This is a genomic window from Vibrio sp. 99K-1 (assembly GCF_013114585.1).
Lineage (GTDB): Bacteria > Pseudomonadota > Gammaproteobacteria > Enterobacterales > Vibrionaceae > Vibrio > Vibrio chagasii_B.
Genome location: NZ_VTXF01000005.1, coordinates 1 through 22,789, shown reverse-complemented (window position 1 = coordinate 22,789; position 22,789 = coordinate 1). Strand labels below are relative to the sequence as shown.

Genomic DNA, 22,789 nt, shown 5'->3' with positions numbered 1-22,789 from the left:
ACTTCCAGCCTGTTAGACAACGACCTTTCCGTAACTATTTCTGTCCATATCAACCACCTCAACGGTGATCGATGCTCTGCTGAGGGACAAAGACAGCAATTGCGTCATCACTGTTTCAGATAGCATTACTTTGTCGGTGTCACTTCGGCCAGACAATATACGCACAGTCACATGGATAAAATCTTCTCTTTCTGTACCCGTTTGGTAGTTCTCATAAGCGATACTTCGAACTTTGATATCTCGCCCGTCTGCTTCGAATAACTCTGAGTTCAGTGCTCCTAAAAACACTTTACTGTTCAGTTGCTCGGCATTAATTGTCGACGAGTGCTCGATAATACAATGAGGCAAATCTTGCTCCTTAGGTTAACCTAGTTTTAGTTATGTGCTGCTTTTACTGACAAAATAGAACCGTTAGGCGTTACTGTTACCCGAGCTATTAAACGAGTACATCCGCACTTCATCACGTGGAAACCAGCCTAACTTTTCATAGAATTTTTGAGCGTTAATATTATCGTTATACACGAATAAATGTGTCTTGGGGACACCTACCCCAGCCAATGCGTTAACCGCTTCAGTTACTAGTTGGCAACCTAGATTTTGTCCTCTAAATTCAGTACTGACCGCTAGGTGCTGCAAATATCCACGACGGCCATCCGTCCCTACTAACACCGCACCAACCACGCCTTGTTTAGACTCTGCAACGAAGCTCAAGCCGGGGTTACGCTCGAGATAAGTTGCAATGCTCTGTTTTGAATCTGCATCGCGAATGCTCATACCTTCGGTTTCGCACCATAAGTTAATCACAGAATCATAATCGGCGATGCACATCTCTCGAATATTAATCACTTCACTTTCCTTGTGTCTGTTTGTGTTCATCCTTGCCCTATATGATTACTCTGTTAGCGACTTGGTGAGAAACGCTAATGATGAGTCTAGAGGATAATTCTCAAGCACCATTTGGCATTGGTAGCCATGCTTCTCATAAAAAGGTTTGGCCTGAAAACTTAACGTGTCGACCAGTGATGAAGTACAGCCTTGAGACTGTGCGTACTCTTCTAGGTGTTGCAGTAACTGGCTGCCGACCTGCTTGCCTCTCATTGAGTCATCGACCCAAAGAAACTTGATCAATAGCCAGTTTCCCCAAAGATCCGCAATAACACCACCAACCTTAACACCCTCTTCCATGGCGTAATAACCCACTTGAGATTTAGGTATGCCTTCAAGAAATGGCGTATTGTGTTTGATTAGACCAGTGCGAACTTCGTTTATGTCACTATCTGATGGGTCGGTATCTAATGTGTATTCCATTTGCTAAGTACTCCTAGTCTGTCGAGTTATATAAAATAACTCGTTCATTATTGAAACTTCTGCCGGGCCAACAAGCCAGTCTTCAAATTTTTTTGGCGATCTATTGCGTATTTTGGGGGATGGGTACCTGACGATAAAAAGGTGATGGCACAGGTTAGGGTTACAGTCCATATGGTCGCTAGATGCTTAAAGAGAGATTTCTTCATATGTATTGATGACTTTTATGGTGTCACTTAAGTCATTCTTTCCATTAAACTCATGCTGGATTGCAACAACATCACAACCACTTGCTTTACCTGCTTGAATACCTGCAGCTGAATCTTCAAACACGATAGTCTGTTCTGGTGAAGCGTTAAGCCCAGATAAAGCAAGATTGTATGCTTCGGGATCTGGCTTATGCTTAGTCACATCTTCCTGTGTGATAACTAGGTCAAAGGTATCTTCAAGCTTTAACGAGGTTAAGATATTTTCAACCATCCAAGTTGCCGCAGAGCTCACCACACCGCATTTTTTGCCAGCAAGTTTCAAGCTGTTGAGATAAGCCTTAGCACCATCATTCAATTCAAGTTGCTCACTTAGCATTTGCTCATAGTGTGAACGAAAAGCTAGATTAAACTCTGCCAAACTTGGAGCGATATCAGCATGCTTGAAAAAGTGGTTTGTCACCACCTGCCAACTTTCTCCCATCACCTCTTTGTAAATATTGTGGTCTACCGCTGCACCATAATCTTGACATGCTAATGCTAGAGCTTTGCCTTTTAGAGGTTCTGAATTAACCAATGTACCGTCCATATCAAATAGGTACACTTCATACATTTTCAATTTACTCTCCTTGTGTCATTTGCTCATCATTGTACTTTCTAGTTGTCGCTAATCCTCGAGGTAAGAATATGATCTTCCCATTTCCCTGCGATTTTCAGGTATTTCCTCGCGTAGCCTTCTTTTTCAAAACCAAGCTTAAACAAAACCTTTTCACTCGCTTTATTACGTGGCATATAGGTCGCCATAACTCTATTGAGACCGACAACGTCAAACATGTATCGAAGTGTGACCTCAAGAATTTCAGTCATAAAACCTTTACCTTCATATTTTTGTGCCATGTGATAGCCCAAAAAGCATGCTTGAAAAACCCCTCGAGCAATGGCGGTGTAACTGCAAACACCGACAACTTTTCTCGTTTCTTTGTCGATTGCGACAAATTTAATTTCTTTCCCGCTCTCGAATAACGCTTCACTGGCATGACAAAAGTCTTCCCAATACTCCAAGGTATAGAATTGCTCGTCGCGCATGGGAGACCAAGGAGCTAAATGGCAGCGATTTTCTAGATGATATTGTAAGAGCGATGCCGCGTGTTGCTTACCCATTGCTTCAATCTGAGTTCGTGTCGTTTCTAACATTTCAAGTGCTCATCTTTTTTGGCGTACCAATCCGCATTACTTTGGTTCGTTTTCGCAACCCAATGTATTAGGCTTATAACCCAATGCATCTAAATCGATACCTTGCTCTGACAGTAACTTCTCAAATAAAGGTAATAATGGACCTAGATTTTCATTTAAAGTATCACGCACCGTGTCGACAACAACTTGAGTACCACGCTCGATTTCGATATTGACGAAATTACCTACTGATTTCGATGAAAAGACGGTCATTCGACGGGTTTCTGGGATCAACCAAACCTCAAACCACCCTTCGACTTTATTAACGTCAGAAACGGTTAAGCTTGCCCCATTGATTGCAATATAACCTTTTGGGAATACATATCTTTTCCACTCATCAGGAAGAGCTAAGCGCACGCAGTAGTTATCTTCAATTTCGGATATTTGGATAATCGCGACATTAAAATCAACGTGACCAGAAAGTGGGTGACCGCCAATTTCAGCACCGTCTCTGGCCGCCCTCTCAGCATTCACTGATTGACCAACTTCATAATTGCTTAGCGTCGTAATTAATAGGCTTTGCAGCATGACGTCAAACTTTACCCGAACATCTGACAGCAACTCAGTGACGGTTAAACACACGCCATCAATTGCGATACTGGCACCAATTTCCAAGTCGTCGCAAAAGCCTGTTGGAAACTCTATGACAAACGTTCTTATTTCGTTGTTATCGCTGACTTCAGCAATGTTAGCAACGGTTTGTACAATACCTGTAAACATATCTTCCCTGTTATTGTGTTTAGTGTTGGCACAACGTGACGTTTGACTAATACCCAACGCCACTAGCCTAAATGAAAAGTCTGTTACTCGACACAAAACGGCTTACGCACATAGCTTGGGGTGGTTAATCTCAGGCTTTATGTTTTTTGTAAGCGCGGTGTCGTTCAATTGCTGATTGATTAAGTAAGTTATCGGTGTGCAATTTTCGGGTAGCTCATCACGGTCAAACCAGCGTAACTCTTGGCATAAATGGGGCTCAGCATTCTGTATGTCGCCAGCCCATTCATGGCATAGGTAGAAATAGTGACAAATGGGTAGCTCCGGGTCAGAGACAATCGCGAACAATGTTAAGTTCCCAACGTCAACCGCAACCTCTTCTCGCGCTTCTCGCTCTGCTGCGGTTCTAGGCAACTCCCCTTGCTCTATTCTTCCGGAAGGAAATCCCCAGTATTGGTCGAACGCATCTGTGTTTTGACGAAAGCCGAGCAGAAACTTAGAGCCCGACACAAAGATAATTTGAACTACATTCTTCATGAGTATCACAGTGTCGATTGGTAATATTTGACCATATCGTCTTGATTGATCGCAGGGCCTTCTAAACTCTGTTGATCTTTCATGATCTGTGCCAGTGAAGGCAGAATGGAACGCTCAACTTTAAACGTATCAGACCAAAGCTTGCCTCTCATGACCGCCTTGGCACAATGAAAGTACATAGACTCTACAGCGATTTTAATCACGACTTTTGGGGCTTTCTTCCCGTCAGGACAAGCGGCAAGCAAATTTGGATCGGTATGGATGCTCGCTTTACCTTTAAGACGTACCACTTCATCAATCCCATTAACCATCAGCAGTAATCCAACTTCAGGGTTGTTGATGATGTTTTTTAAACCATCAATTCGATTGTTTCCCGAACTATCAGGTATTAGGACCGTAGACTCATCGACAACCTTAATAAAACCGGGCTCGCCGCCTTTTGGAGACAAATCGCCAAATCCGTGCGAGTCTGTCGTCCCCAACACCGCGAAATGGCAATGATTGATCAAAGTAATCGCATGGGCATCCAGTGCTGGAAGTACTTTATTTTTAGCCCTTTTACTCGGCTCGGCATAAAGCTCATTTAATTGTTCTAATGTTTTTATTTCACTCATTGTTAAGCCTTTTCGTGCACTTTTGTGCATCTAGTTTTTACTATAAATTACAAGTATTTTAATGACTCGCGCAGTTTCTCCATACTTTGGATACCGAGTTCACTACTCTGCCAACCGAACTGATCGCCCTCAAATCTTGGAAAGATATGCAGGTGGTAATGAGACAACTCATTAAACTCACCGTTATTTTGCAAGAATGAAATACCATCAGGTTTAAACGCCTCTTCAATACGTCTATACACCTGCCTAGCGACAGAATGAATTTCAGTAAGAACACCTTCTGGTAGATCGATATAGTTGGCGTACGGATGTGTCGGACAAATCAAAATATGCCCAAAATTAATAGGATTGTGGTCAGCAAAAGCAATCACGTCATCGGATTCATAAACGATGACGGCTTCTATTTCACGACTAACAATTTTTTCGACTATCGTCACTTTAAGCCTCATGAATTCAGTTTTAACGTTAACTTTCTTAAGGGACCAGAAGTCGAGCTATATTACTTTTTAAGTGATTTGTACATGATATAGCTGCTCACGGCCCCTAATTGCGGATGCTTATAGGCCTTAGGAATCGATCCGATAATACTAAAGCCAAGCCTTTCCCAAAGCTTGATTGCCGTTTTGTTCGTCGACACGACGCTGTTGAATTGCATCGCCTCAAAGCCTAATTCAATCGCAACTTGTTGAGAGTGTTCGCACAAAGACCGCGCGATTCCCTGCCCCCTGGCCTCTTCGGAAACCATGTAACCACAGTTGCAAATATGACCGCTTGGACCCATTGCATTAGGCTTTATGTAGTACGAGCCTAAAACAACGTCATTCTCGGTATAGACATAAGTTTTTGATGGCTGTTCACACCAAACCGAAAAGGCTTGTTCCATCGTCATTTCCGGATCAAATGCGTAGGTTTCTTGTGCTTGAATCACAGCCAAGAAAGTAGGCCAAAATGACTCAAAGTCAGATTTAGACATTTCACTGATCATGAATTTCCTCCTGAACCAAATTTATGGCAAAACGGATTCTACTACCGCCAAGTTGACACATTGATGTGGTACTTATTTATCGGAGGCGCCCTGTTAATAATTAGTATGTTATGAAAGGAGATAACAGCAGCACGAGGTCAAAACTGGGTGGTTAAAGAAGTTACACACCTTCGCTAACTGGCTAATATATTTCCGTAACGTACTGACTACCATAGCAAATATGCCACCAATCCGGATAGATGCGGAAGTGCGTAGTGATACACATTATTAACAAAGAGCTACTATTAATAAAACGTTTTTATAAGCCAGTTATTGAGGTAAGCCGAGGACTAACAAGCTCCGACAGCAGATTATCTTGGAGCCTCTTCCTCAGTGAAGTTTGTTTTGAAGGTAAATGCGTAAGGAGAGTCTCCCACTTCTCTAAGGTGCTCCAAACGTTCAATCGCTTCATTAAGAGTTGGGATGTGATCATCCTTAACCCACCAAAGCACATACGTGTCCTCCGCTAAGCGATGAAACCATTCGCCCTTTCTTCGCATAAAGTCGCGGTGATGAGTACGAAACATGAAGTTCTTTAACGCGTCGACCGATTCCCAGACAGACATATTGACGATCATGTTCGGATCATCAAACGCTTTTATGTTGGTAGCATCGCCAGATTCATCTTTAAGGCGCCACACAAACCCTTCACTACTTTCGGCAATGCCATTTACTAATTCCAAATTATCGACGAAGTCTTTAATCTCTGGTGCGTCTAAAGGGTATTTCGCGAGTGCTATATTTAATTGAGCGAGTTTCACAATGCTTCTTCCTTGAATGGATTATGATGGAAATAAAGAACGCTTCCTTGAGCAATAGCTAAGGCGATTCGCTAACCTTAACTTGTCACTGATGCTTCACACTGTAACACGGCAACTACCTGATCGTTCTACAATTAATTTTGGTACACAAACTTGTTATGTAGTCGCTAATAAGTTCTGTCGATTCGAATAAAGGGCTAACTGGAAGAGTGAGATTTAATCGTTCTATATCTGCTGCATCACGGCCCTTCAGTCTCGCAAATTCACTCCAAGAACATTTGTCGACTGTTTCAATAACGTTTGATTCAAATAAGAGTTGAGCAAACTGTTCTGGGCTATACCCCTTAGTTTCTGCAATAAAGTGCTGCGTTTCCGAAGTTGGCTTTAAGACCAAAAGTAAATAAAATTTGGCGACATCATAAACGTGCACGTATTGATTGTTCCCTGTCGACGGAACAGCAACTTGAACCGTTTGTTCAGTAAGAGACTCGACAATTCGCTTTAATTGGCAATTGTCACCGCCATACACCAAGCTTGGGCAGTACACAATATTCCAGTTTGAACTCATCGCATGTTCGATTGTTCTTACGTCTAACTCAACGGCTGTGAGGGGGTTAAGTCTAAACTCTTTAAGATCTTGGTGAGATGCACGGCCAAATAACCAAACTCCCGAGGTGTGAATCTTTATTGCATTTTCACTTGCAAAATTATCAAGCAGCTTGATTAGCCTGGATTCAATATCGACAATTTCACTTGCTGAATACTCTGCCCAATGAGGACGCGCGCAGTTGATAATCACATCAAAGTAATTTTCATACCCTGTCGATACGTTTTTAGAATGAACCGAGCAAGGAACAACACCATTGTCCCTACAGTACCGAAAGACCTCCAAGCCACTTTCTACGAACACTTTATGAACGTGGCGACCAATATAACCACTGGTGCCTGATATCAAAACTCTCATTCGTTCCCTCAATTAAGTGCCAAGCCTTAGGCTTCTAACACTGGTAATTTATTTTACGAAAAAGCTTACATGACATCTGCGATTAGAAGTATCTAGGCAGGGTCCCTTTAAATGCCATACCATCACTCGTAATGTACATGCAGTCAGAACCTTCAGTCACTGTAAACCCTAACCGCCTATAAAACGTTTTGTCGATATCACTATGTAAGAACAACACCGTATTATTTTGATTCTGGAGTAACTCATTCTTTATCATGTTAATTAACTTTGAAGCATAGCCTTTGCCTCTTAGCTCTGGAGGTGTAGCAACGGAACCAAGCCCGCAGCTACCATCTTCAAGACCAAACATTCCCTGATAAACAATCAAGGAAGATAAGATTTTTTGATGTTCAATAAGCACATACCAAGTTCCCTTCTGATACTTATCACTTTTATTACAACAAGCTAGATACTCATCGACAGATGCGGAACCTCCCCATACATCAAAGCCCATAAGATAAATATCATCTAACTCATGCGTGTCTGCAGTTCTTAAAGTCATCATATTGAATTCCCAAATTCACTTACTGCTATTTTTCTTTCAACACCGCGCTACCTCTGCGTGTCGGCTCCGCGAGATGAAGGTAACGGGTAAATGTGTCCTTTGGGCGTTCTAAATTGTTTTCAGCTAACACTCTAGAAGCCATGCCTCTGTGGTTATTACCGTGTGTGAGCAAGTGGAGAAGGACTTCTTCAACAGACATTGTCCCTATATCACCATCTATGAAGTTAAACTGAATGACTTTCTCTAACTCATCTTTTGAGGCTGACATTGCATACTGCACTAACCGAGTATCGTTATGAGCCATTCGCTCACGTAGCTCTGAAAAGGAAGGCGTTTCAACCGTATTATCAGCAGTGTATTTTTCCGGTTCTCCTAGGATTCGACTTGTAAAAAGACTATCCACTACAGTCGTATGATTCAGAATTCTTAAGAAAAATATGCCATCATTTTCCGGCAGTTTTGAAAATTGTCTCTCTCCAAAGTCGAGTAGCTGACTATTTGCCCATTTTTTGTATTCAAATGCTTTAGCAAACTGCATTTATTTGTCCTTTTTGGTTTGATTGACTCCCGTGCATTAAGAATTCCATAACCTTTGAAATCAAGCAAATCAACTGTGGAGTTTTAAAGTCCCAACTCTTATCCGCGCACGGGAACGGGGTCACACTTGGTTTGAAAACAAGTGCTGTAGCTTAAAGTTCCGATCGCTTGCACCCTATTTAGGGTTGCGGTATCAAAATAATGTTCTAAATGATTGCTCACGTTTTATGGTTATCAGGTTCTTTTGCAATGAGGAAAGCATCGCTTCGTACAAGAAATTACCCATACTGATGCGCTTCACGCCAAGAGCCTCTAACTCTTTAAAATTTGGTAATTCAGGAACACACATGACATTTATGGGCAGCAATGTGCTATCTACAACGGCTTTAATATCATCGGTTCCTTTGATACATGGAAGAAAAACTCCATCAGCACCTGCTTGCTGATAGGCTTGGATTCTTTTGATGCTCTCCACTAGAGGCTCTTTTACATCCATTAAAAATGTGTCAATGCGGACATTAATGAACACTTCTAGGTTGGCTTTGTTGAGCATACTTTTAACTTTTCTCAACGTTTGCGAGAACATCATCCAATCACAAAGTCGCCTCTCACGATTAACGACTACGCTATCTTCTATATTGATTCCGACCACGCCAACATTCACCAACTCAGTAATATTTTCATAGATTGCCTGCGGTGTATCTCCGTAACCTGATTCAATATCCACGCTCAGAGGTAGATCTGTTGCCTGTGCAATAGCTTTTACCGCCGATAGTATCTCTTCAAATTCGATATTTTCACCATCATCAAGCCCGTGACTGCGTGCAATCGCTGCACTCGATGTCCCAATCGCTAAAAAGCCGGTTTGCTCTGCAATTAAGGCGCTTGCTACATCCCAAACATTACAAATAACGAGTGGTTTTGATGCGGTATGCATTGTCTTAAACATGTCTGATACTCCTTAAAGTGTTTTGGTTTCAGACATAGGCTAGCAACAGGCATAACAAAGAACTCGCCAGTTTCGGAAGTGAATAGTAAATTTATACCCCAGACTCTTTATGTACCGAACAAACAATAAGGCTATCGAATATCTACTCGGAGGGGGGCTTTACCCAAACCACATTTTCATTTGAGGTTGGTATTTCAAACCAAGACCAGAACAACGCTAGCATATCAGGAGTCATTTCATACGACTTTCCGTTCAGATCTGCGTTGCGCTTCAATGCCCTCAGCTTACATGTCTCGAACGATACATCGAGATAATGAACTTCACTTTCAACACCGACAGTCGATGCCCATGTTATAAAAGCATCGCGGTGCGCTTTCTTCCAAAAGCCAAAATCGAAAATAACAGGGACATCAAGAGAAAATAGCTGAAGCGCAGATTCTTTAAATAAGTCTTGTAGAGTAGCAAGCCGTTTATCGAAGACATCGCGCTCCATATGCTCGCCATATAGAGGAATCATCCACTCATCAATCGAGAAACAAAAAGCGCTATGTTTGTCTGCAAGCTGCTTGGAATAAGTCGTTTTACCGGAACCAATGAAACCACATACGAAATAGATTTTAGCCATAATTTCTCGTCAGTTTTTGTTGTTGGATGATTAGTAGGACGCACCATTAATCTTACGAACAGGAATACTCGAAAGCATTTCAATATCGGCCATTCTCATATTTACTGCCAAAATATCCTCGGAGCATTTCTCCGTTGTTACATAGTGCGTCAGGCACCCACATGAGTTACAACGGTGAAACTCTACTTCTTTGTCTCCCCAACAGTAAAAATCCGTATCTTCCTTCATACTGATTTGAACTTGGTCTGGAGAGAAGTACGCCCAAGCTGCGGCATAACGACGACAAATCGAACAATTGCACTCACCAACCTCCTCAGGGAGTGAGTCCAACACCAAGCTAACATTACCGCAGTGACACTTTAACTCCATTTCTTTCCTCTTGAAGAAACTCAACATGCGTCTAAGCGTTGGACCTTTTGAATCATTCGCTAAAGGCTTATCAGCCTTGTGGCTCTGAAAGCTTAACACTCTCATTTTCAAGGAGGTACTTCAAATGCCCGTCATAGAAATTATCTCTTTCACAACCGTGTTGTAACGCCTTTTTATAAATTGAAGCTACAAAGATATCCGCTGCGCTAAAATCCACCCCCACAGCGAACCCTGATTTAAGGCAAATCGACGTACTTAACTTTTCTAGACATTGCATAATCCAGTCTCCACGCAGTTCGCGCTTTGACTGCTCACATAACTGCGGGCGTAGAAATCGTAATACTGTTCTATTTTGAGGAGAATGGATGCTGCTATTCACGTATTCACAAACTCGACGAATGTGAGTTTTTTCATCTAGGTTTTTTCCAAACAAACTCGGATTAGGAAAGCGTTCTTCAAGGTACTCAATGATTGCCATCGATTCAGAGTAAATTAAACCATCAACCGAAAGTGCCGGAACATAACCAAACGGATTTATATCGAGGTATGTTGTCGTTAGTTCATTAGAGCTAACTTCAATTCTATCGTAAGCTATGCGCTTGAAATTGAGCGCCCACTCTACCCGTTCAGAGCTATTCGAGCCCTTTGCGCTATATAACAAAATTGCCATCCCCACTCCTTCAAAATGACATTTGATTGGAACCAGTTTGAGAGTAACTACACAATGATACAGCTACCTGTTGGAATCGCCTCCAGGCGTTCTCCCAATACTTCTTTTAACAACTTATATGCTTTTTTTCCGGTGCAATGCCCCGTGTAGAGCTTATCAATTGGATACTCTGATAACGCAAGTCCAAGGTCTTTGATGTTTTTCGTAGTCCCACCAATGCTATCAAATAAGGGTAACCCCACTAAATGAAAGCCCCCGACAACGGCTTTAATTCGTTCTTCTGGAAAATGAGTAACCGCGGTATCGACCATATTTAGGACACCACTATGCGCACAGCCAGTAAAAATAACGATGCCGTCTTCCTCTTTGATTACTAACAAAAGCTCATGATCGAATGAGTCCTGCTTCCATTTGTCCTGAGATTTTGTGTAAAGGTACTGATTCCCTTTTGGCTTTTCGTATTTATCGCTGATATCAGTAATGATAAATACGTTACGCGCAATCTCGGTCGTCTTATTCACGAATTTCAAACGACCACTACTATTTTTCAGTAAATCCGGATTAATACCGACATTATTTTTAAAACCATAAGCACGGAAGTAGTAGCTACGCTCATCACTGTGTTTCAAAAACACATTGGCATTAGAATTATGGCGAACAAAATCGATGGCGCCATTACAATGGTCGTGGTGTCTATGTGATATAACGGCTAGGTCTACGTCTTTGATCTCTACGTCGAGTAAAGGCGCATTTTGACAAAAAGTACCGCCACCTCCCATATCGAATAACATGCTTAGCGACTCAGTTTTGATATGCAGTGACAACCCGCGTTCAACAGCTAAATCAGGCCTACTGTCTAAGCGATTATTATCAACTAACGTCGTTATTTTCATCGTTTCTCTTATATTTTTTGCCCACTCTTCAGAGCGCAAACATCAATGCAACTTTGGTGCTAATTTCCTTGTGGCCTTGGCTCCGTTGCAGCCTTGAGTACTACATAGGCAAGAAAACCACTTATGACAAAGCCATTGCGTAATAGCCATCGAGTGTAAACTTTTTATTGCTAGTCACACATATTTCTACGATCACTCGTATAAGTACATTTCATCATGTATGTCAGATAAAAACTCTGTGAGCTCCCACTCAAAACCCGCTTTATCGTAAAAGTATGCTCGCTTTCGATGCGTTTCTCTTGGAGCATATATACCTCGACGATAGCCTTGTTCGACAAGTTTAGTTTCTATTGTTTGTAGATTTTGTACAACTAAACCAATATGGTTGACCCCATGGTTCTTATACGTTTCTTGCATAGCTCTTGGTGCGAGCGAGTCTAAGTGAGGCTCTTGAAGAGCGAAATAGCTTTGCTCATTTCCAACATGAACCCAACGATGGCGGCCAGGGAGGTCCACATCTTTACGTATTTTAAAGTCAGGGGCGACAATACTAAGAAACATCAGGGTTTCATCAATATCTGGAACAGTAATGTTTAAATGCTCTATCTGAGTCATGCTAAATAATCCTCTAGTTAGTGATACGAATAACAATCGAAAACATTCTGTTACTTCAACTTAACTTGAGGTCAAGCAAACTTACTCAGTAATACGATGCTAAGCGACTGAGTGAGAATTGCTACTACTGTCTTATCAATTCTTAGCTCACTTGAAGCCATGTCAACGAAGCTCGGAAACTACTTTTCGCTAATCAATAACCGTTGCTTTCAAAGTGTATGAAGAACATCAAAAGGTCGACATCATTGGCTTTCGTCACTCTAAATTTGTCCCCAACAATGCGAGAAACAGCAGACTTCCAGAAATATAGAGCCGCAGAGTTTTCTAACAACACTCGAATTTGCCATTTGCCTGTAAATACAGAAACGACCTGTGCTAAGGCTTCCTTGCCAACACCTTGCCCTTTAAATTTTCTGAGTACAAAAAACTGTTCAATATCATAGCTCGATAAATCACTAGGATAACGGCGAACCAATACAAACCCTGCGAGCTCGGCATCCACATAGATGAAATAGGGAATATGATCTTCTCGCTCCCAGTACACGTCAAACTGGGAAGAGTCGTAGCTGAATTTGCCCTCATTGTTAGGGCTCCACTTCATATACTCGGTCATATCGTATATGTAATAAGAGAACAAGTTCTCAAGCACTTTCCGTTCTTGTTCTTTAATCTCAATTAATTGTACTTCCATTGAAGGGCCTACCTATGAAATAAACAAGTTCAACTATGCTAATGAACGGGCTTTAGCGTCAACCTATTGCCTTGTCGAAAGTGGGCAAACCTTAAATGTTTTCTAACCAACTGACTTTCGACTCATTGTAGATATTTACATCTGGTTTTAGCTCACCTAACAAATCTAAGTCTAGGCAGCCGAGATGTAGAATATTTAACCCTGCGTATTTTGGATTTGAATTGAATATCGGTGTGCCACATTCACCGCAAAAGTGTTTTCGCGCATTCTCCGTCACATCACAAAACGATAAATCACCAGTAACCAGCTCAAAGTCTGTCTGCAGTACTGCAACGTAAGTTGAAAATGCAGCTCCATTCATTTTTCGACATAAATTACAGTGACAATTGACGATACGCTTAAAGTCACCAGTGACTTTAAACTGTACAGCATTACAGAGACAACTTCCTAAAACCATTTAATACCTCATTACTAGCGTTTAACTGAGTCACCCAAACACTTTCGTATTCATAGCATCGACAAAAGTATGAAGCTAACTCACAAGTGACTAATCGACTATAAGCCACTGATTAAATATCAAAAACACCAATCATAAAGATATATACGGAACTGAGTAGCGATGCGCATCAATGAGCAATAGAAACGATAATATGGACGACGTTATAAGTACTATGGTTAAGTTCAGGCTACTTTTGGGGCAGAAAAGGAAAGCCCACTTAACGAAGTTATTTCCCGCTTAGCGCTAACCAATCTTGTTCACTTGGCATTGTTTCAAACTGAGGGATCCCGTCGTTAACAAAACCTACATCCCAATTAGCGTGAGAACCAACATAAACATGGGCAGCAACTTTTGTATCTACCGCTTCAGTTAGCAAACCAGCTGGAACCCAATAAGATTCACCGCTAGAACTCATGTTGGGTACAGGGCTACCGCACTGAGAACAGAACTCCGATTTAAAACCCGAATGAGTAGAAAATGACTTAATTTGATGCTCGCCGGTACACCATTTGAATTGCGACTCTTTTATAATTAAAGCTGAATTTGATGAAGACCCCGAGACTTGGCGACACAATGAACAGTGACATTGATAAATAAGGGGTAACACGCCTGACAACTCAAACGAGACAGCGCCACATAAACAGTTACCTTTCACTCAAATACTCCTTATTAATACCTATAAAAATGCGTTTAAGCGGAACGGGCAAGCAATACCTAATGATGGTTACTCTAAAGACTTACTACCACAGGTTAAATGCCAGCAACTCTTAAACTTGATATTCAGCCATTGCTAAATGGTACTCCACAGTATTTGCGTTACTAGAGGTAATCTCTTGAAAGCCCAAATTCTTCAACACCGAAGCGCTTTTGTGATTCCAAGAGTGAACACCAGCACAAATTTCGCCTTGATAGCCGGAACTCTGAACTTGTGACAATAATGCTTTGCACATTTGCGTAGCAATTCCCTTCCCCCAACATTTGGGGCTAATCCAATAAGCTAACGCAAGACAATTTTCCAAAGGGAGTAACGTGACCTGACCAATAACTTGCGAATCGTTTAAATGCCGACAACTCCAAACATAGCACTTACCCTCTTCCCACTCTAAAGCACGCTCTAAACACCACTCCCGTGCTTGTGTAAGCGTTTTGATGTCTGCTAAAGGAAGCGACTTAGGGAACAAATCTGAACCTACAGATTTGAGCAAGTAAACAGCGTCATCAACGACCACTGGCCTAAATGTAAGGTCTGAGCATTCGAATTGTCTTGTGAATGTCAAAACTCCCTTCCTATCTACTAATATGAAAAAGGCTAATAGCGCGTGCCGTCCTTTCTGCATGCCACCCAATTACCAGAACTTGCTTCTACCCACTTAAAATCGTCGTCCGGGTAATGAGCTTTATCACCTGCTACGCGGCTACCTATAACAATAAACTTTGCCTGTTTGTCACTTCGGTTTACTAAATGATGCCCATTCTCGACACCACCGGGAAAACCAACGCACATTCCTCGCTTCATAACTTGCTCACCGCCGTCCATGATTAAGCACAGCTCACCTTCAAGCAAATATAGGAACTCGTCGGATTTTGTGTGCCAATGCCTTAAAGCTGATTGCGCATTGGATTCAAGTATCTCTAGGTTCACTCCAAACTGGGTTAAGCCAAATAGGTCTCCCAGCCCCTTGCATTCAGAGTCCCCCAGAATTGATTTGTATGGCTCTGGAAACGGGTTAAAAGTGTCACCTATTAAGCTTGCAGTATCTTTTACTTTCGTCATATTTTTCCTCAGTGGGATGTGATACAAAGCTCGACAGCGAAGATTGATAAGCTTCTCTAACCTCAAGACTTAGCGAACTGTTAAAATGCTTTTAATCTGAATCCCTCAAGCTTGCGTATTGAATCGATAAATCACTCTTTACATTAGATTTCTTGTACTTTGCCGATTTTTAAAAACACATAGTCTTGAAATATTCCAAACTGAACCCTTCACCGGAAAAAGAAATACCAAGCCTTATGAATCAGAATAGGGACGGTTGTAGCTGTTTTTCGTTCCAGATATAAGTGGTAGTTTACAGATGTTTATTCAACCAACATATCGTATGATCACGCATATCATTCGAAAAATAATGTGATTCGTCAGCCAAATTGAACGCAATTTCAGTATTATTTTTATCGTATTTACTCTTAACCTTTTCAAAAAAGTCTTTCGCGAACTTAGCTGGAACCCAATCATCTCTCTCGCCATTTATAATTAGCATTGGGCGACTTTCATTTTCAAGAAGATACAAACATGGATCGATCTCTTTCATATACCTAATTGCTAACTTTTCGTCTTCGTTAAAAGTCTTATTGTCCGAATCTGCTTTTAATGCGAACTTCTCCAAACCGACGAAATCAGGAGAACCAAGAATAGGCACCGCAACTTTAATCTGGTTATTTTGAGTCAGCGAATAGAATGTAGACAGTGCCCCCATCGAAATGCCGACAAGAGCTATCCTTGATGGGTCAATCCGAATATCTTCTTGATAATGCTTAATAAGTGTATCAATGTCGTTTGCGTTCTGCTTGATAACCTGTGTCACCCTTTTAATAAAACGCGAGTGGCTATCCATGCTCTGAGCTTTGCCATCATTCCTCTCACCGTGGCTATCTGAATCAAAACAGATGACTGAATAACCCTGGAGAGCTAGGTTTAACGCCAAATTAGAACCTTCATACTTATCATTGTTCCAACCATGACAGATGATGACTAAAGGGCTTTTCACCCACTCTCTGTTGCAATAAAGCAGGTGTACAATCTCACCTAAATCAACTTTTTCGACAAAAACACCTTCCATGATTCCTCTTACCCTTAGTTATAAGTCACTTACGCTTCCATTTGTTAGCCGTCTATTAATGCTTTTTGATAAAAGATTTTGTCTACTCCTTCTTTCAAATAATCCTTATAACGACCTACCTCCTTAAAACCATGAGACTCATAAAAGTCGGGGGCTTGGAACGTATAAGTGTCAACTGCAATATTACGTATTTCTCGCTCTTTACAATACATCTCTATCCTTCGTATTAGTGCAGCTCCATACCCCTGATTTCTTTCCTTTTCTGTTAACCAAAAAAATCTAATTTGAACTGAAGTCATATAGATAAAACCAGTTAAACCTCCGAGAATTTCTCCTGATTTATCGCGAACAAAAATAGCAAAAGACTCATCTGTGATTTCTGGTATAAATCTTCGATTGAAATCACCTAGCCCTTGGTAAATCTGATCGATATCTTGAGGGCTCGGCGAGTGAGTAAAAATGATATCCAATGATTTGTCCTTAATTTGGTTGAAAAAATTATGCTCTCGCAAAGAATAAACTATCGTTCTTTTTTTAATGCAGTCGGTTCAAGTTTATCGACAAGCTTCTTTAAATGGTTCTTAGCCAACTCATGGTTCCCTCGACTCATCCACTTAATGCAATCAAAAAGTTCCCAAGTAAGGCCTTTATCACCATTCGTATAGGCAGGAAAATCCTCATGCTTTGGAGCGGGCTCACTGGTTACCCTTTGTTCGATGATGCCTGTTTTATCGAATAGAACTTTGAATGGCTTTGAAATACTGAACGGTTCACTCAAATCTAAGCAGTGAACTTCGGTACTCGTTAAATCATTGAAGATATACTTTTTAAAGTAAGCATTATCATTGTGAAAACCGTCAAGTAGGTAAAATATTTCCTTGTCGTGTTCAAAAACTGAGAAGCACTTATTGGCAGATTTATGGAAGTTGTTCTTCGTAAAAATAAGAATATCAGCATCCGAAACTCGGTCACCTCTCCCTGCTGCTAATGAGCCTAATAGCACAGCCGCTACTACGTCACTTTCTACCATAAAGGCTGAGCAAACAGAGCGAATTAGTTCACTTTGAAGGGGAAGGTGCTCTAAATCTAGCTTTTCTGTTCTCAAAGTTACCTCCATTTTGATAGCAAAATATTTTCATTAAACAAAGCCGTCAAACCTGATCTTGAGGATAGATATTTCAACCAATTCGAACAACAAATGTCGAGAACCATGAATCAGGCTTTGCGATCTAGTGACAATTATATTGTCAATGTTGGACACCCAGTGCTTTCAAAGCTTGTGCACATTGATAAGTGTTTTTAAAGAGAATTGCGTTCATACCAACTGACTCTGCGCCAGCCACATTATATGGCATATCATCAATGAAAACGGTTTCTGATGCCTCTAAGCCATACTGATAGAGCAATGATTCGTATATTTCAACTTGAGGTTTAAGTAGACCAACCTCAGCGGAAACAATAGCGCCTTCAAATAAGTCCCAAAATGTATATGTTGCTTTTAAATGAGACACAATTTCATGGACGTTATCAGTCAATGCAAAAACTCTATAACCTGCAGATTTACAACGTCTAACAAGCTCTACGGAGCCATAAATCAAGATTTGGGTTTGCTTAACGTAGTAAAATAGACGTTCACATTCTAATTCAGTGAAACCTAGCACATCACGGTATTGGGTTTTTGCATCATTTTCAGATAACAGCCCTTTGTTTAGATTTAACCAAATATCAGACTGAAATACAGACTTCGCTTTCTCTTCTGCTGATGCGCAATCTCCAAAAGTAAGACGAATAATCTCTTCAGGTGACCAACGAACGACGACATTGCCGATGTCGAAAACAATATTTTTTATCCTTTCAGAACTCACTATTTACTCCTTTAAAATGAATGAAATGGCTCAAAAACCCACCAGATACCAAACTAAAATACTCTCAGAACAGTGTTCACCTTTCTCCGACTGATAAAATCACTGGAATATAAATCAAGTTTAATTTCCTTGCTTTCGTACGCCATAGCTACAGTGAAGCATAGAGCTCACTCAATGTCGGAAACTGAGAACAATCCCAGCCGCTTGGAAGCCTTATTTCATTACACGACTTCACTAAATCAAGAGCTTTAACACTATCTGAAGAACAACTGACCTCTGCAAGTTCGTCTAGCAGAGTTAATTCCCACTCTCCAGAAATTGGGCTAATGAATTTAGGCAGTATGCCCCACCCTGTATCCCATGTGTGCATTTCAAATTTTGATAATGCATACAAGTCTCTAATGAGGCTCCCTTTGATAAACGCTAAACCTTTAAAATCTCGAAAACCAAAACTATCAGCAGACTCCACGTTTTCACGGCATAACTTCCAAGCCTGGCCTGCCACTATAAAGTTTGTTGACGGTACATCACACGGATCAAATTCAAACTGCAACACTTGTCGGTGAACGTCGTCTAGCTGAGCATCCACGGATACCCACCCTTTCCCTTCACTCCAGTACTCACATACCCAGTGATCTTCAAAATGGTTCTGAGTCAAATAAGTCGCAAACCCACTCCTTAGCCGAGCTGGTAACCCTTTCGCCCTCAAAATAGCGCAAACCAGCAGTGAAAAGTCTCTACAAATACTGATAACTCGGTGGTTTGGCTTCTTGAACGTATGAGAAGGCTCAGCTGATTTCAACATTGCTAAAGAGACTAAGTCTTTAGCATGCCGAGTCTGCATTTCTGTCAGTTTACTTAAGGGGTCAGCCTCAACACCATAGTGCTCAAGCCAATAAGAGTGAATAAGGTTCCCTTGAACAAATTTACATATACCCGCTATATCATCAGGCACCTTACTGATATCGAGTAAATCATTAGGGAGCTCTGTAAACTCCGTATTTTTTATATAGTCATTGATAACCATCTGTTTTAAGCCTTTGTGGATATGTGCGTATATATGGCGTCTAGTTATGATGTGAGGTATGAAATGCCATGTATTACGAATCAATTTTGTTCAGTTTGTTATGTATAATTTTCTATGTACTTCCTCAATGACTCTGTCGGTTCAAACAAAGGACTAATTGGAAGGTAAAGATTTAGCTTTTCAATTTCGGCTGCCGAAGCGCCATGTTGTCTCTCAAAGTCACCCCAACTGATCTGATGAACCCGCTTTACGATTTGACAGTCTAGTAACAGCTGGGAAAAAGCTTCAGGACTATACCCTTCAATCTCAGCAATAAAATGTTGTATAGCGGGACGTTTACCTCGAACCAGTGCCAAATAAAATTTAGCGATGTCATCAACATGAATATATTGGTTATTACCTTTAGATGGTATCGCTACTTGGAGAGTTTGGTCGGATAAAGAATCTACAATTCGCTTTAGTTGGCAGTTTTCTCCACCATAAACCAAACTAGGACAGTAAACGACATGCCAGTTCTTCTTGATAGCGTAGCCTATTGTAACTGTGTCCGGTTTCACCACCTCTAGAGGCTTAAGCCTAAATTCTTTGAGGTCATGGTAAGAAGCATTACCGAATAACCAAACACCCGATGTGTGGATTTTTGTCGCTCCTTCAGCTGCGAATCTATCCAACTGAGTTAGCAGCTTGGACTCTAAATCAGCTATTTCCTCCGACGAAAATTCTGACCAATGTGGACGAGCACAATTTATAACGATATCAAAGTAACCAGAGAAATCTGATGGGGCTTGGTTAAGCCTCCGAATAGAAGATAAGACACCGCGAGTCCTGCTGTATGTCGAAACTTCAAAGCCACATTCGACAAACAATTTAGTCACGTGGCTACCAATATACCCATTAGATCCTGCTATCAGTACTTTCATTCTTTCTTTAGCTCTCGATTACACAAAACACTTTGAACCAAAACTGCCAAGCGTTGGGAATTCGTCTTGAACGCTTGTTATTTATCACCGACGATACCAGACTTTTTCAGGTTTCCGATTTAATTGCCAGTCGACATAGTCTTGTGGTGGTCGATCTATATCGATTATATGTTCTATACCAAACGGGATTTCAACCCCAAACCCAAGATATACACTTTCCTCGTTAGGTTCGATGCAACAAGGTTGGAAATCCAGAATACCAATAAACTTATCGTCAACGATTTCAGATATAATTACGTACCCTCGCTCAGATTCAATCTGGACTCGACCCATTTCATCTTCACACTCAATTTCCAAGATTATTTTAGCTGCATCTCCAACTTTCAGCGCTCTCCGCTCGTTTAAGGAAGGAATCCAAAAGGTATCAGGATTGTCTCTATGACATTTTTCTCCATTCCTTAGGTGCCAAAAGTCGTCATTAAAGTTAGCTAGTTCCATAAATCCTCATGTGGTACATAACGACGCATTAAGGTGTTACCAACGCCACCTCCTACCACCTTAAACACTAAACGCAACACATAGTAAAAATGCCACGCGTTGCAAATCCATCTTGAGCAGTTTGTTATATCTAGTTTTTTATTTGGTTTGAAATTGAAGTGATACAGCGTTTTGCCGAATTACAAACGCCAGACAACTGAAAGAAACCATGAATCACACCCAAATAACGTTCGCAGTAAGCCTCAACGCCTTGTGAAAGCATCAATTTGTATAAGTGCTCACCCTCATCACGTAGCGGGTCAAACTCCGCGGTAATAATAGTTGTGATGGGCAGACCGCTGAAATCACTGTTTAAAAGGTTAAGCTCTGGTTCAACAATTTCTTTAGAGCTACAATTCGCGTATAACTCGAAACCAGAAAGAAGCATATTTGCCGTAATAATATAATCTGAACCATTTTCTCTGTAACTTTTCGAATTGCCTGTTGGATCCAGCATTGGGTAAATAAGAATTTGCTGACGTGGCAACCACTGGTCTAGCTTTTTCAATCTAAGCGTCGTAGCCAAAGCTAATTGTCCTCCGGCGCTATCGCCAATAAATACTAAGTGCTCTGAATCACCACCATACTTGTGCGCTTGCTCCTTAACACCAAGTACAGCTTGGTATACATCATCGTGTGCCGCTGGATAAGCATGTTCAGGTGCAAGCCTGTATTGAATGCAAATAACTATCGAGTTGGATAGAAGAGCAATTTGTCTTAGCTGAGCATCATGTGTCTCAAAGCCACCACTGATGAAACAACCTCCATGAAAATAGACTGTTATAGGTAAGTTCACTTCATCTGTAGGCTTGTAAATCTTAACCGGAATACTATTAATTACATCTAAGTATTCGCTTTCAATTTTAGGACTTTCACCAGCTAGTACAGTGCTACCAATATAGCCAGCCCGGCGATCAGCGACTGTTTGTGCTGAAGGGCAAGGTTTACCATTAGATTCAAATTCTTCGACTAGCTCTCTGATGCCAGCTTCTAGGTACTTGGTCATTTTATAACTCTATACGCTTGTATGGATAATAAGCACTCCAATCGGGTAAGGTGAGACCCAGACTTTAGCTGCAACTAAAGTTCTTCTATCTGGTAGTTCGATTAAACGATGGCTCCTCTATTGAGAGACCGGTAACAAGTACGAACGTCAGATAGAACTCCAAGCACCACACTCGAATAGGCCTTCACCTTGTGGGCCTTCAATCTCGTACTGCATATCCGCAGAGCCGGAAACTTCATACCCTCGAATAATTCCTTGGATTAAATCAATGTCGTAAGGCGTACCAATATTTGCGAGAAACTTATCCGAACCCTCTAGAGTACGAAGTGCTAACTTAGTTGAACCAGACTCTTCAAATGAGCTATTCATGCTGATAGTTAAGATGACCGCAAAGAGAACACCACAAGTCAACATTATCGCAGCTGCAACAGACCACTTTCTTTGAGAATTTTTAAACTCTTCAACACTACTCCACTGGTTATGCTTCCAAGCCCACTCATTGCCTTTGAAGCCAAGAATAAATGGCATCACAATGTTGACGAACGGTACCAAAACTAACAAAGCGCGATAGGTACGAAAGCGAATACTCCATATCCAATTGAACTCAAATGCCCCCCAATTCCAACCTTTAATCTGTTCAGGGATTTCTTTACTATTTTCCATATATTCCACTAATTCTATTCGGGTACATAGACATAATGACCCCCACGAGGTGCTAGCCTCCAAAATCGTGGGTTAGCTTAAAGCCAGAGCCATAATTAGTGCGTCAAACAACTAAATTTGGAGGCTAGCATGAGTAAAGATAGCATAATTTTCATTGGCTTAGATACGCATAAGTCATTTATTC

The 22,789-nt window shown here is 41.1% G+C and carries 34 protein-coding genes; all 34 read right to left on the bottom strand.

Translation table 11 applies throughout. The features are described 5' to 3' along the window. Positions 1–12 precede the first annotated feature (12 nt). The 34 genes from F0228_RS05305 to F0228_RS05140 all read right to left on the bottom strand — a co-directional run bounded on the left by F0228_RS05305 (position 13) and on the right by F0228_RS05140 (position 22,605). Positions 13–348 carry a 5-carboxymethyl-2-hydroxymuconate isomerase gene (locus F0228_RS05305; RefSeq protein WP_116870514.1) on the bottom strand — a complete coding sequence of 112 codons (336 nt, stop codon included), beginning with the start codon at positions 346–348 and terminating at the stop codon, positions 13–15. 63 nt (positions 349–411) lie between these two features. Beyond that, a complete protein-coding gene (locus tag F0228_RS05300; protein ID WP_102425903.1) occupies positions 412–846 on the bottom strand; it encodes a GNAT family N-acetyltransferase in 435 nt (144 codons plus the stop codon). A gap of 45 nt (positions 847–891) precedes the next feature. Further along, complete coding sequence (locus F0228_RS05295) at positions 892–1,308, bottom strand: GNAT family N-acetyltransferase (RefSeq protein WP_171731883.1); 417 nt, start codon at positions 1,306–1,308, stop codon at positions 892–894. A gap of 186 nt (positions 1,309–1,494) precedes the next feature. Then, positions 1,495–2,124: an HAD family phosphatase gene (locus F0228_RS05290; RefSeq protein WP_171731891.1), complete on the bottom strand. Its 630-nt coding sequence runs from the start codon at positions 2,122–2,124 to the stop codon at positions 1,495–1,497. A gap of 44 nt (positions 2,125–2,168) precedes the next feature. Beyond that, positions 2,169–2,705: a GNAT family N-acetyltransferase gene (locus F0228_RS05285; RefSeq protein ID WP_171731884.1), complete on the bottom strand. Its 537-nt coding sequence runs from the start codon at positions 2,703–2,705 to the stop codon at positions 2,169–2,171. Positions 2,706–2,741: 36 nt separating this feature from the next. After that, positions 2,742–3,464 (bottom strand): riboflavin synthase subunit alpha, encoded by a 723-nt coding sequence (locus F0228_RS05280; RefSeq protein ID WP_171761978.1) that lies wholly within the window; start codon positions 3,462–3,464, stop codon positions 2,742–2,744. 102 nt (positions 3,465–3,566) lie between these two features. Continuing rightward, positions 3,567–3,998 (bottom strand): NUDIX domain-containing protein, encoded by a 432-nt coding sequence (locus tag F0228_RS05275; protein WP_171731886.1) that lies wholly within the window; start codon positions 3,996–3,998, stop codon positions 3,567–3,569. 5 nt (positions 3,999–4,003) lie between these two features. Further along, the gene (locus F0228_RS05270; protein WP_105057843.1) at positions 4,004–4,612 is read right to left on the bottom strand and encodes a pyridoxamine 5'-phosphate oxidase family protein; all 609 of its coding nucleotides are present in this window, start codon (positions 4,610–4,612) and stop codon (positions 4,004–4,006) included. A gap of 47 nt (positions 4,613–4,659) precedes the next feature. Continuing rightward, positions 4,660–5,061 (bottom strand): HIT family protein, encoded by a 402-nt coding sequence (locus F0228_RS05265; protein ID WP_171731887.1) that lies wholly within the window; start codon positions 5,059–5,061, stop codon positions 4,660–4,662. Between the two features lie 50 nt (positions 5,062–5,111). Continuing rightward, on the bottom strand, positions 5,112–5,597 hold the full coding sequence (locus F0228_RS05260) for a GNAT family N-acetyltransferase (RefSeq protein ID WP_061031389.1): 486 nt from the start codon (positions 5,595–5,597) through the stop codon (positions 5,112–5,114). 350 nt (positions 5,598–5,947) lie between these two features. Beyond that, positions 5,948–6,397, bottom strand: a complete 450-nt coding sequence (locus F0228_RS05255; protein WP_132942140.1) for a DUF3291 domain-containing protein — start codon at positions 6,395–6,397, stop codon at positions 5,948–5,950. Between the two features lie 115 nt (positions 6,398–6,512). Further along, entirely contained in the window at positions 6,513–7,361 is an 849-nt protein-coding gene (locus F0228_RS05250; protein WP_171731888.1) for an NAD(P)-dependent oxidoreductase, read from the bottom strand. Between the two features lie 82 nt (positions 7,362–7,443). Next, a complete protein-coding gene (locus F0228_RS05245; RefSeq protein WP_171762020.1) occupies positions 7,444–7,902 on the bottom strand; it encodes a GNAT family N-acetyltransferase in 459 nt (152 codons plus the stop codon). Positions 7,903–7,930: 28 nt separating this feature from the next. Then, positions 7,931–8,443, bottom strand: a complete 513-nt coding sequence (locus F0228_RS05240) for a DinB family protein (protein ID WP_008217703.1) — start codon at positions 8,441–8,443, stop codon at positions 7,931–7,933. A 192-nt stretch (positions 8,444–8,635) separates the two neighbouring features. Next, complete coding sequence (locus tag F0228_RS05235) at positions 8,636–9,391, bottom strand: isocitrate lyase/phosphoenolpyruvate mutase family protein (RefSeq protein ID WP_102413587.1); 756 nt, start codon at positions 9,389–9,391, stop codon at positions 8,636–8,638. Positions 9,392–9,533: 142 nt separating this feature from the next. Beyond that, positions 9,534–10,016 carry an ATP-binding protein gene (locus F0228_RS05230; protein WP_171731889.1) on the bottom strand — a complete coding sequence of 161 codons (483 nt, stop codon included), beginning with the start codon at positions 10,014–10,016 and terminating at the stop codon, positions 9,534–9,536. Positions 10,017–10,046: 30 nt separating this feature from the next. Next, positions 10,047–10,385, bottom strand: a complete 339-nt coding sequence (locus F0228_RS05225; protein WP_102349925.1) for an aldehyde-activating protein — start codon at positions 10,383–10,385, stop codon at positions 10,047–10,049. Positions 10,386–10,455: 70 nt separating this feature from the next. Next, complete coding sequence (locus F0228_RS05220) at positions 10,456–11,055, bottom strand: glutathione S-transferase N-terminal domain-containing protein (RefSeq protein WP_102425783.1); 600 nt, start codon at positions 11,053–11,055, stop codon at positions 10,456–10,458. Between the two features lie 47 nt (positions 11,056–11,102). Next, positions 11,103–11,948 (bottom strand): MBL fold metallo-hydrolase, encoded by an 846-nt coding sequence (locus F0228_RS05215; RefSeq protein WP_137408500.1) that lies wholly within the window; start codon positions 11,946–11,948, stop codon positions 11,103–11,105. A 192-nt stretch (positions 11,949–12,140) separates the two neighbouring features. Continuing rightward, on the bottom strand, positions 12,141–12,563 hold the full coding sequence (locus tag F0228_RS05210; RefSeq protein ID WP_102425725.1) for a VOC family protein: 423 nt from the start codon (positions 12,561–12,563) through the stop codon (positions 12,141–12,143). Between the two features lie 193 nt (positions 12,564–12,756). Next, positions 12,757–13,254: a GNAT family N-acetyltransferase gene (locus F0228_RS05205; protein ID WP_004741060.1), complete on the bottom strand. Its 498-nt coding sequence runs from the start codon at positions 13,252–13,254 to the stop codon at positions 12,757–12,759. A 91-nt stretch (positions 13,255–13,345) separates the two neighbouring features. Next, positions 13,346–13,711 carry a GFA family protein gene (locus tag F0228_RS05200; RefSeq protein WP_171731890.1) on the bottom strand — a complete coding sequence of 122 codons (366 nt, stop codon included), beginning with the start codon at positions 13,709–13,711 and terminating at the stop codon, positions 13,346–13,348. 268 nt (positions 13,712–13,979) lie between these two features. Further along, positions 13,980–14,360, bottom strand: coding sequence for a GFA family protein (locus F0228_RS05195; RefSeq protein WP_239931092.1), 381 nt, complete (start codon positions 14,358–14,360; stop codon positions 13,980–13,982). A 160-nt stretch (positions 14,361–14,520) separates the two neighbouring features. Then, positions 14,521–15,030: a GNAT family N-acetyltransferase gene (locus tag F0228_RS05190; RefSeq protein WP_253820279.1), complete on the bottom strand. Its 510-nt coding sequence runs from the start codon at positions 15,028–15,030 to the stop codon at positions 14,521–14,523. Positions 15,031–15,062: 32 nt separating this feature from the next. Beyond that, on the bottom strand, positions 15,063–15,527 hold the full coding sequence (locus tag F0228_RS05185; RefSeq protein WP_102425241.1) for a cupin domain-containing protein: 465 nt from the start codon (positions 15,525–15,527) through the stop codon (positions 15,063–15,065). Positions 15,528–15,819: 292 nt separating this feature from the next. Continuing rightward, positions 15,820–16,587 carry an alpha/beta hydrolase gene (locus F0228_RS05180; RefSeq protein WP_171731965.1) on the bottom strand — a complete coding sequence of 256 codons (768 nt, stop codon included), beginning with the start codon at positions 16,585–16,587 and terminating at the stop codon, positions 15,820–15,822. A gap of 44 nt (positions 16,588–16,631) precedes the next feature. Then, the gene (locus F0228_RS05175) at positions 16,632–17,057 is read right to left on the bottom strand and encodes a GNAT family N-acetyltransferase (RefSeq protein WP_171731964.1); all 426 of its coding nucleotides are present in this window, start codon (positions 17,055–17,057) and stop codon (positions 16,632–16,634) included. 50 nt (positions 17,058–17,107) lie between these two features. After that, a complete protein-coding gene (locus tag F0228_RS05170) occupies positions 17,108–17,692 on the bottom strand; it encodes a nucleotidyltransferase domain-containing protein (RefSeq protein ID WP_171731963.1) in 585 nt (194 codons plus the stop codon). Between the two features lie 142 nt (positions 17,693–17,834). After that, on the bottom strand, positions 17,835–18,452 hold the full coding sequence (locus F0228_RS05165; RefSeq protein ID WP_171731962.1) for an HAD family phosphatase: 618 nt from the start codon (positions 18,450–18,452) through the stop codon (positions 17,835–17,837). Between the two features lie 148 nt (positions 18,453–18,600). Continuing rightward, the gene (locus F0228_RS05160; RefSeq protein ID WP_171731961.1) at positions 18,601–19,479 is read right to left on the bottom strand and encodes a transglutaminase-like domain-containing protein; all 879 of its coding nucleotides are present in this window, start codon (positions 19,477–19,479) and stop codon (positions 18,601–18,603) included. 98 nt (positions 19,480–19,577) lie between these two features. Then, positions 19,578–20,399: an NAD(P)-dependent oxidoreductase gene (locus F0228_RS05155; protein WP_171761977.1), complete on the bottom strand. Its 822-nt coding sequence runs from the start codon at positions 20,397–20,399 to the stop codon at positions 19,578–19,580. Positions 20,400–20,483: 84 nt separating this feature from the next. Further along, a complete protein-coding gene (locus tag F0228_RS05150; RefSeq protein ID WP_171731959.1) occupies positions 20,484–20,897 on the bottom strand; it encodes a hypothetical protein in 414 nt (137 codons plus the stop codon). Positions 20,898–21,027: 130 nt separating this feature from the next. Then, the gene (locus tag F0228_RS05145) at positions 21,028–21,942 is read right to left on the bottom strand and encodes an alpha/beta hydrolase (protein WP_171731958.1); all 915 of its coding nucleotides are present in this window, start codon (positions 21,940–21,942) and stop codon (positions 21,028–21,030) included. A 147-nt stretch (positions 21,943–22,089) separates the two neighbouring features. Continuing rightward, positions 22,090–22,605, bottom strand: a complete 516-nt coding sequence (locus F0228_RS05140) for a cytochrome c oxidase assembly factor Coa1 family protein (protein WP_171761976.1) — start codon at positions 22,603–22,605, stop codon at positions 22,090–22,092. Between the last annotated feature and the right edge of the window lie 184 nt (positions 22,606–22,789).

What these genes read in the sequence shown, in the direction of transcription:
- F0228_RS05155 (WP_171761977.1), bottom strand. Translation starts at nt 20,399, where the DNA reads ATGAAAGTACTGATAGCAGGATCTAATGGGTATATTGGTAGCCACGTG.
- F0228_RS05295 (WP_171731883.1), bottom strand. Translation starts at nt 1,308, where the DNA reads ATGGAATACACATTAGATACCGACCCATCAGATAGTGACATAAACGAA.
- F0228_RS05180 (WP_171731965.1), bottom strand. Translation starts at nt 16,587, where the DNA reads ATGGAAGGTGTTTTTGTCGAAAAAGTTGATTTAGGTGAGATTGTACAC.
- F0228_RS05280 (WP_171761978.1), bottom strand. Translation starts at nt 3,464, where the DNA reads ATGTTTACAGGTATTGTACAAACCGTTGCTAACATTGCTGAAGTCAGC.
- F0228_RS05205 (WP_004741060.1), bottom strand. Translation starts at nt 13,254, where the DNA reads ATGGAAGTACAATTAATTGAGATTAAAGAACAAGAACGGAAAGTGCTT.
- F0228_RS05185 (WP_102425241.1), bottom strand. Translation starts at nt 15,527, where the DNA reads ATGACGAAAGTAAAAGATACTGCAAGCTTAATAGGTGACACTTTTAAC.
- F0228_RS05240 (WP_008217703.1), bottom strand. Translation starts at nt 8,443, where the DNA reads ATGCAGTTTGCTAAAGCATTTGAATACAAAAAATGGGCAAATAGTCAG.
- F0228_RS05145 (WP_171731958.1), bottom strand. Translation starts at nt 21,942, where the DNA reads ATGACCAAGTACCTAGAAGCTGGCATCAGAGAGCTAGTCGAAGAATTT.
- F0228_RS05235 (WP_102413587.1), bottom strand. Translation starts at nt 9,391, where the DNA reads ATGTTTAAGACAATGCATACCGCATCAAAACCACTCGTTATTTGTAAT.
- F0228_RS05230 (WP_171731889.1), bottom strand. Translation starts at nt 10,016, where the DNA reads ATGGCTAAAATCTATTTCGTATGTGGTTTCATTGGTTCCGGTAAAACG.
- F0228_RS05270 (WP_105057843.1), bottom strand. Translation starts at nt 4,612, where the DNA reads ATGAGTGAAATAAAAACATTAGAACAATTAAATGAGCTTTATGCCGAG.
- F0228_RS05220 (WP_102425783.1), bottom strand. Translation starts at nt 11,055, where the DNA reads ATGGCAATTTTGTTATATAGCGCAAAGGGCTCGAATAGCTCTGAACGG.
- F0228_RS05290 (WP_171731891.1), bottom strand. Translation starts at nt 2,124, where the DNA reads ATGTATGAAGTGTACCTATTTGATATGGACGGTACATTGGTTAATTCA.
- F0228_RS05265 (WP_171731887.1), bottom strand. Translation starts at nt 5,061, where the DNA reads ATGAGGCTTAAAGTGACGATAGTCGAAAAAATTGTTAGTCGTGAAATA.
- F0228_RS05285 (WP_171731884.1), bottom strand. Translation starts at nt 2,705, where the DNA reads ATGTTAGAAACGACACGAACTCAGATTGAAGCAATGGGTAAGCAACAC.
- F0228_RS05260 (WP_061031389.1), bottom strand. Translation starts at nt 5,597, where the DNA reads ATGATCAGTGAAATGTCTAAATCTGACTTTGAGTCATTTTGGCCTACT.
- F0228_RS05245 (WP_171762020.1), bottom strand. Translation starts at nt 7,902, where the DNA reads ATGACTTTAAGAACTGCAGACACGCATGAGTTAGATGATATTTATCTT.
- F0228_RS05210 (WP_102425725.1), bottom strand. Translation starts at nt 12,563, where the DNA reads ATGACTCAGATAGAGCATTTAAACATTACTGTTCCAGATATTGATGAA.
- F0228_RS05160 (WP_171731961.1), bottom strand. Translation starts at nt 19,479, where the DNA reads ATGGTTATCAATGACTATATAAAAAATACGGAGTTTACAGAGCTCCCT.
- F0228_RS05250 (WP_171731888.1), bottom strand. Translation starts at nt 7,361, where the DNA reads ATGAGAGTTTTGATATCAGGCACCAGTGGTTATATTGGTCGCCACGTT.
- F0228_RS05225 (WP_102349925.1), bottom strand. Translation starts at nt 10,385, where the DNA reads ATGGAGTTAAAGTGTCACTGCGGTAATGTTAGCTTGGTGTTGGACTCA.
- F0228_RS05215 (WP_137408500.1), bottom strand. Translation starts at nt 11,948, where the DNA reads ATGAAAATAACGACGTTAGTTGATAATAATCGCTTAGACAGTAGGCCT.
- F0228_RS05140 (WP_171761976.1), bottom strand. Translation starts at nt 22,605, where the DNA reads ATGGAAAATAGTAAAGAAATCCCTGAACAGATTAAAGGTTGGAATTGG.
- F0228_RS05200 (WP_171731890.1), bottom strand. Translation starts at nt 13,711, where the DNA reads ATGGTTTTAGGAAGTTGTCTCTGTAATGCTGTACAGTTTAAAGTCACT.
- F0228_RS05150 (WP_171731959.1), bottom strand. Translation starts at nt 20,897, where the DNA reads ATGGAACTAGCTAACTTTAATGACGACTTTTGGCACCTAAGGAATGGA.
- F0228_RS05275 (WP_171731886.1), bottom strand. Translation starts at nt 3,998, where the DNA reads ATGAAGAATGTAGTTCAAATTATCTTTGTGTCGGGCTCTAAGTTTCTG.